The organism is Erwinia sp. OLFS4 (genome assembly GCF_002752165.1).
In the GTDB taxonomy this organism is placed as follows: Bacteria; Pseudomonadota; Gammaproteobacteria; order Enterobacterales; family Enterobacteriaceae; genus Izhakiella.
In genome coordinates, this window is sequence record NZ_MOMB01000078.1 from 1 (window position 1) to 7,208 (window position 7,208).

The 7,208-nt window shown below is 33.0% G+C and carries 5 protein-coding genes; 4 read left to right on the plus strand and 1 reads right to left on the minus strand.

The features are described 5' to 3' along the window. Positions 1-27: 27 nt before the first annotated feature. From BL249_RS18190 to BL249_RS18205, 4 genes are all read left to right on the plus strand, one after another. Positions 28-654 carry a hypothetical protein gene (locus BL249_RS18190; RefSeq protein WP_099705493.1) on the plus strand — a complete coding sequence of 209 codons (627 nt, stop codon included), beginning with the start codon at positions 28-30 and terminating at the stop codon, positions 652-654. Positions 655-790: 136 nt separating this feature from the next. Then, positions 791-1,951 (plus strand): DNA cytosine methyltransferase, encoded by a 1,161-nt coding sequence (locus BL249_RS18195; RefSeq protein WP_241898924.1) that lies wholly within the window; start codon positions 791-793, stop codon positions 1,949-1,951. After that, the gene (locus BL249_RS18200; RefSeq protein ID WP_099705495.1) at positions 1,932-4,922 is read left to right on the plus strand and encodes an ATP-binding protein; all 2,991 of its coding nucleotides are present in this window, start codon (positions 1,932-1,934) and stop codon (positions 4,920-4,922) included. Before BL249_RS18195 ends, BL249_RS18200 begins: the two co-directional genes overlap by 20 nt. A 1-nt stretch (position 4,923) precedes the next feature. After that, the gene (locus tag BL249_RS18205) at positions 4,924-6,669 is read left to right on the plus strand and encodes a response regulator receiver domain (protein ID WP_099705496.1); all 1,746 of its coding nucleotides are present in this window, start codon (positions 4,924-4,926) and stop codon (positions 6,667-6,669) included. Between the two features lie 96 nt (positions 6,670-6,765). Here BL249_RS18205 and BL249_RS18210 read toward each other — a convergent pair. Beyond that, positions 6,766-7,208, minus strand: a 443-nt coding sequence (locus BL249_RS18210) for a hypothetical protein (RefSeq protein WP_342634064.1), incomplete at its 5' end; no start/stop codon positions are given.

A 7,208-nucleotide genomic window follows, 5' to 3' on the forward strand; every position in this document is an offset into this window, starting at 1 on the left:
TTATTAGATTTACTAAAAGGATAATATATGAGCGAGGAAAACATAAAGGCTAAGATTAATCATTTATGCAAAAAAAGCAAAAAAGAATTTGCATTCCCTAAAATATATATAGATGAAGACAATGACCTGCACTATAACTCTCTAAATAACATATTCATATCGAGTTGTTATATTGAGAGAAACGGTTTATTTTATAACAATAATGAGGTGTTAAAAGATATAGTTGCGTATAAAAAAGAATTAGATATTAGCGATCTATATTTAGAGTTTGATGGCCGGGATTTATCAGTTGTTATATCACCTGAGTATAACAGCATAAGCGAAGATTATTTTAAGGAACTTTGTGCAATGTCATTTACTATCGGTATGATAAATAAGGTTCAACGCGAAACTGATCAGTTAGTTCGTTGTCAAACTACGTTAAACTATTTGAAGCTATTAGATGTTAAGAAAGCATTTATATTAATTCAGTATATTATATTTCACAACTTGATGACAATTTCTGAGGTATTGAATATTTTTAAATTATACCTTTGTCATCTTGATGAAGTATCTGAGTTTTCGAATGTAAATAACATTATGTTTTTGCAAAAAGCTTTATTTTGTCAATTTTCAATCAATGATATATATTTCTTTAGCCCAATAACACAATGAAACTTACTCATATCCTATAACTGTTCAAGCAATCATTGTCTTGATGTTACCTTTGGATTGTGATAACTGCCCCGTTACTGTAAAATTAGTTGTAAGAACACGATTGTTTATAAGAGTGAAGGATAAATTGAACAAAATCAAGGCCATAGATCTTTTTTCAGGTGCGGGAGGCTTTTCGTTAGCCGCTCTGGATCTGGGTATTGAAATTTTAGCTGCAATAGAACTTGATAAAGATGCTTGTGATACGTACAGCAAAAATTTAATTCATAAAAGAGAAAATAGCATAAAATTACTAAACAAAGATATTATGACTATTTCACCTGATGAGTTAATGGATAGCTTACAACTGAAAGAAAAAGAGTTGGATCTAATCATTGGTGGACCACCTTGCCAAGGTTTTTCATCACATAGAATAAAAAATGCTGGTGTTAATGATCCAAGAAACGAATTACTTATTCGCTATTATGATTTTGTTAAAATTTTTCAGCCTAAGATGTTTCTTGTTGAAAATGTGCCAGGTTTGCTTTGGGAAAAACATAAAGACTATTTAAACAACTTTAAAAGGCTTGCCGCTAATAGTGGATATAAAATCGTAGGTCCATTAAAGTTGAATGCAAAAGATTATGGAGTCCCTCAGAACAGAAACCGGGTATTCATTTTAGGTCTCAGAGATGACATTTTTATCAATGAAGGTGATTGGCCACCTTCTCCTACTCATTTTAAAGATAAAAAACCTTATTGGGTTAATGCTTCCGAAATCTTTGAAAAACCTGCACCTTCGATTATTGAAAGAATTACGGCTGTTTTAGGGAAAGATATTGCAGAAAAGTTAAAATTTAAAAAAACTCTTAAAGAAAATAAGAGTGATCCAAATAATATACATATGAACCATGCTGATTATATGATTGAAAGGTTCAATTTGACACCAATCAATGGCAGTCGGGAAGATGTTGATTTTAGATTGCCTTGTCATTCTAATGGCTATGTTGGTCATAAAGACGTTTATGGTCGGATAAGGCTATCATTACCAGGTCCAACAATAACGACTGGTTGTTTTAATCCTTCAAAGGGTCGTTTTCTACATCCGTGGGATAACCATGGAATTACCGTAAGGCAGGCTGCTAGATTTCAAACATTCCCCGATGATTACATTTTTTCTGGAGGCATAATTAGCCAAGGGAAACAGGTTGGAAATGCTGTTCCTGTGAATCTAGGGAAAATTCTTCTGAAATCTTGTGTTGAAATAATAATCAATAATTCTCAAATGGATGCTAAAAATGCAGATGAGATCTCTTAGCTTTAAAGCGAGAGCAAGGACAATTGAACATCTCGGTAAGGGGCAGATTGCAGATTGCCCAACTGCTGTAAGTGAGCTTTGGAAAAATGCATATGATGCTTATGCAAGAGATGTGGCATTGTACACACTAGATGGCGATTACCCTTGCGGAGCCCTTATAGACAACGGTTGCGGGATGTCCTTGCAACAAATTATTGATAATTGGCTTGTTGTTGGTACTGAATCCAAAACGAGAAAGAACACTTTAGAAGAAAATGAGAGATTCGGATTAAGTATTCGAAAAACTCAAGGAGAAAAAGGGATTGGGCGATTATCTGCTGCTTTCCTGTCTCCCGTAACTTTTCTTGTTACTAAGAAAATGGATAATAATTATGTTGCCTTGCTAATTGATTGGAGGCTTTTCGAAAACCATTATCTTTCATTTGACGATGTCACTGTACCATACAGAGAATTTGAAAAAATAGATTCTCTGTCTGATATTTTATCTGATCTGATCAATGAACTTAAGCAAAATGTATATTTTCCCAGTGAAGATGAAGATGAAGATGAAGATGAAGTCCATCATTTGAATCATCTTCTCATAAAGTCAGCTTGGGAAAAATTCTCAGAAGATGAGAAAACTATAAATGGGAAAAGTGACTTTGTTACTACGCAAGAAAAGATAATTAATTTTTGCGATGACTTTAAAGTTAATTCTGATGTGTTCGTTCCTTGGGAAGAAATCTTAATCAAAGTTGAAAAAATTGACGGTGATAAGCATGGCACTGCTCTTTTTTTACTGGAGCTTGGGAGAGACTTATCATTATTGACTAATGCTGGAGATCTGGCTAAAGATAATGCAGAGTTATCTGATGTCGAACAAAGTTTAGTTGATACTTTGAGGGCTTTTGTTAATCCTTATATTTTAGACGATCTTTCGTTTTCTTACGAGATTTATACAATTAAGGCAAATGGTTATCATAGGCAAATTTTAAAGCAATCAGATGTTTTCAGTAAAAGTGATTTTGATGCTTTAGAGCATACGGTTGTAGGTTATGTTGATGAGAAAGGTTGGTTTAGGGGGCGTGTAAAAGCTTTTGGCGAGGATAAGGGTGAAGTAGTTATCCCTGCCAGTATAAGTGTCAATCCTAATTCTGGAGTCGGACCATTTGAAATTCAAATTGGAACGTTAGAATTTATGGCACAAAATACATCTCATACCGAAAGAGAGCATACTCATTTTGACCTCAAGGCAAAAAAATATGCCGGACTTATGGTGTTTCGAGATAATCTAAGAGTGTTGCCATATGGACGAGTAGATAATGATTTTTTCCAGATTGAGGAAAGACGATCATGGAATGCAGGACGATACTATTGGTCCAATCGAAGGATTTTCGGATTTATTAGCATCACGCAATCAAAAAATAAAGAGTTAAAGGATAAATCTGGAAGGGAAGGTTTCATTCGGAACCAAGCGGCTAGAGAATTAAAAACATTAGTTTCAGATCTATTAACATCTTTGGCCGATAGATTTTTTGGTGGAAAGTCAGAAGATCGTAAAGAGCTTCTTGAACAGGTTAAGCGAGAAAAAGAATTAAGGAAATCAGCACAGCAACAAGCTCGTAAATCTACTCAAAAAAGTTTTTCTGAGGCATTAAAAGCGCAAGCCCCCGTTTTAGATGCTTCACTCGAAGCTGCAAAAAATTTGAAACATAAATTAGAAAATGATCATAACAAAAATGATTATAACTATATAAAAGAAATTGATGCAGATCTTACTAATTTAGAATCATTAAGAACGGAAATAAAGACTCCAACTAAACCACCTAAAATTGGTGTGTTTGAGGAAAGATATAGAAATTATCGTGATAAATACAATGAATTCTCTGCATATATATTAGAGATGAAATTGATTGTTAATAAATTAGATTCTGAATTAAATAAGTTGGAACCTTCGTTAGTAGGTAAAAATCATCTGGATAAAAATCAGGGTGTCATAAATGCCAGATTAACTAAATTTAATAACAACATAAATGAAAAAACAAATTCTCTCTTAAATAAATGGGGGGAAGAGATTAAAAGTGATAGAGGTATTTATTACTCTAAAGCCATAACAATAGTTGATTCAATCAACAACAATACTGAAATTGAGAATGTTTTAAATTTACTTGATAGTATTTATATTGAAACTATTGACTCACTTACCTTCAAATATCAGTCAATAAGTAAAGGATTAGATAGATTATTTGAAGGTGTAAATTTAGACTCTGCCTTTTCTTTATCTGAAGAAGAAAGAGAATATTTCGAAGATAAAGCTAAGAGTCTCAATGCTCTAGCTCAGTTGGGTATCAGTGTCGAAATACTTTCCCACGAGCTTGAAGAAATGGACTCGATGGTTACTAGAGGACTAAATTCTTTACCTTCAATAGCAAAGGAACACCCAGGGTTCACATTGGCTTTAAATGCTCATAGATCATTAACGCAACAAATCAGATTTTTATCACCTCTTAAAATATCGGGATATCAATCGAGACAAAAAATTACCGGAAAAAACATAATGGATTATATCCTGAAATTTTTTGGTGACCGTTTTGAAAGACAACGTATTTCCATTGAGTTTGGTGATGATTTCAAAAAGATATCAGTTAATGATATACCATCACGTATATATCCTGTATTTACTAATATTTTAAACAATGCGATGTACTGGGTAAGCTTGGCGGATAAACGTATTATAAAAATAGATTTTGTTAATTCTCTAGTTATAATTGCTAATTCAGGCCCTGCCATAGATCCTGATGACATTTCACGATTATTTGAGTTGTTTTATAGTAAAAGAGCTAATGGTCATGGTGTTGGGCTTTATTTATGTAGAGAGAATTTAGCTGTAGCACATCACAAGATTTGGTATGCAGATCCTAATATTGAAGATGACTATTTAATTAAAGACGGTGCTAATTTTGTAATTCAGTTCAATGGAGTGGAGTCATAACATGGCTATAACAACTTATAATTCCCTTGTGCAGAAAACATTCTGTGATAATGCTATTCGCTCTGTCGTAATGATAGATGACGACTTCATTACTTATTCTGATTCTATAAAAGCTCTGAACAGAGAGATTGAGTTAGATCCAGCGAAAATAGATTCATCTAAACGAGCAGCAACTCTTGAGGGCTATTTTCAATCCAAAAATATGATCTGTGATATTGACAATGGTTCAGTTAACTTTGATGTTGACCGTATCCGTAAGTCAGATCTGGTTATAATGGACTATCATTTAGATAATAACGCACCAGATAAAACTATTTCTATATTAAAAGAACTAAAAAGCTCTGATCATTTGAATATGATTGTTATTTACACAAGAGAAGAGCTTGAAACAGTTTGGATGCAGATAGCTTCTTCTCTGAAAGGAACTGTTAAGATTAACGATAGAATAGTGGATACAAACAACGATGATTTAATTGATTATTGGGAAAATACTATCTTACCTGATCTTGCTCAAATTGGAGATAGATCTTTAAAAAGAGAAGAGACAATTGAATATATCCAGACTAATCGCCTGTGTAAACGGATTAAAGAATTAATTCGGAACGATGGATTTCTTACAGAGCAAGATGATATCAATTTCATTGCTGAGATGATTGCTGAATATGCAATTGCCAAAAATGCTGTAATTGCAGATGATAGTGAAAAAAGTATTGTGGTAGGTGATGCTGCCGGTATTAAGTGGATTCAAAGTGGTAATATTTTCATTAGCGTTTTCCACAAAGATAAGAGTGGGCATGATAATGATGGTGAAAAAATCTGGAATACACTAAATGAATCCTTAATCGAGTGGAATCCATCTTACTACCAAATTATTAAGTCTGAGATTCAAAACACCATCGAAGCAGAAGCACTTTCATTCAATAATCATTTGGAAAATGATGACTATGGGCAGGCTGGTTGGTTAAATCAAATAATAAACTCTAATTCTGCCGAAGTTAAAAAGAAAAATATTGACTTTGTTTTTAGTAACCTATCTGAAGAACTATATGAAAGGTTAAAAGGAAATCGAACTTTAGTCGGTTTCATTGATGATGTTTTTGAAACATATTCACATGATTTTAAAACCAATGGTAAAGGAAATTCCTTAGAGTATTGTTCTAAAAAAATGAGTTTACCTGCAAATGCCAATTCGTATAATGAAATGTATCACGCCTTGAATATGAACCTCTCTTCTAAAAACTTTGAAGAGGGTCATATTTCTACTGGTACGATTTTCTTTGATACAAATTCTGAAAAATGGTATTTATGTGTTTCTGCAGCTTGTGACCTTGTTCCTACTCAAGGGAATGACCCTCATCATAAAAGATTAAGTCCTCATCGCTTAATAAAAGTATTAGAGCTTTTCAACTCTAAACAAAATAAAGCCTTGCCTAACGCAGAGCAATCTAAGTATATCTATGTCATCCATAAAAAAACCAGAAAGTATTTTTCTATATTTGAAGGTGATAAATCTTTACCAGTTGTTGATTACATGGTCGTTTTAAATCACGGACGTGTTGTTCCAGGCGAGGAAAAAAATGTTCTTTCAGCAGTATTCTTAAGTAGCATGGATGATAATGTTCAAAATGTACCTGTTAAACTGAAATTAAAGTCCCAGCTTCGTAGTGGTTATGCTGAACGATATCAAGCTATTGCGTCACAATACAGTTCCAGAATTGGAGTCGATTATGTATCCATGATTCCTTAAAACGTGAAAAGCTGATATGATATAGGAAGTAAGTCATATCGGCTTTTTTATAGTATAGAGTATTTTTAATACTCTACCGGCATGTAATTATTATTGTTATCTCTGCTTTAATCTTCTAAGTTTCATCGACTCAAGAGAAAATAATAATAAAGTTGTGCTATAAATGAATCCTGAATTACTTAGCAACTTGAGATTTAATGCCTCTGGTTGCTCACTTAAAAAATGAAATGCATATACTAAATAAACAGCTAATGCTGCCGTTCCAATTGTAGGTCCAATATCGCCTTGATCATGAGGTTCTAGGGTGATATTGAATCTAAATATTAGCCATTCAAATCCCCATGTTAAAAAGGCGACCATTATCATTGCAGATAAAAGATATAGTATGTTTTCTATGTTAGGATTTTTTAATGCTGACTCTTTCTGGAATAATTCACATGCTGATAAACCAAAGAAAATAAAGTAAAGGGGTCTTGAACTAAATTTTTCAAAAATCTTAAACAAAGTATCCATGCTCGTTTCTCCAGATAATATATTTA

Coding starts and splice junctions, on each gene's coding strand:
- BL249_RS18190 (WP_099705493.1), top strand. CDS start 28: ATGAGCGAGGAAAACATAAAGGCTAAGATTAATCATTTATGCAAAAAA.
- BL249_RS18200 (WP_099705495.1), top strand. CDS start 1,932: ATGCAGATGAGATCTCTTAGCTTTAAAGCGAGAGCAAGGACAATTGAA.
- BL249_RS18205 (WP_099705496.1), top strand. CDS start 4,924: ATGGCTATAACAACTTATAATTCCCTTGTGCAGAAAACATTCTGTGAT.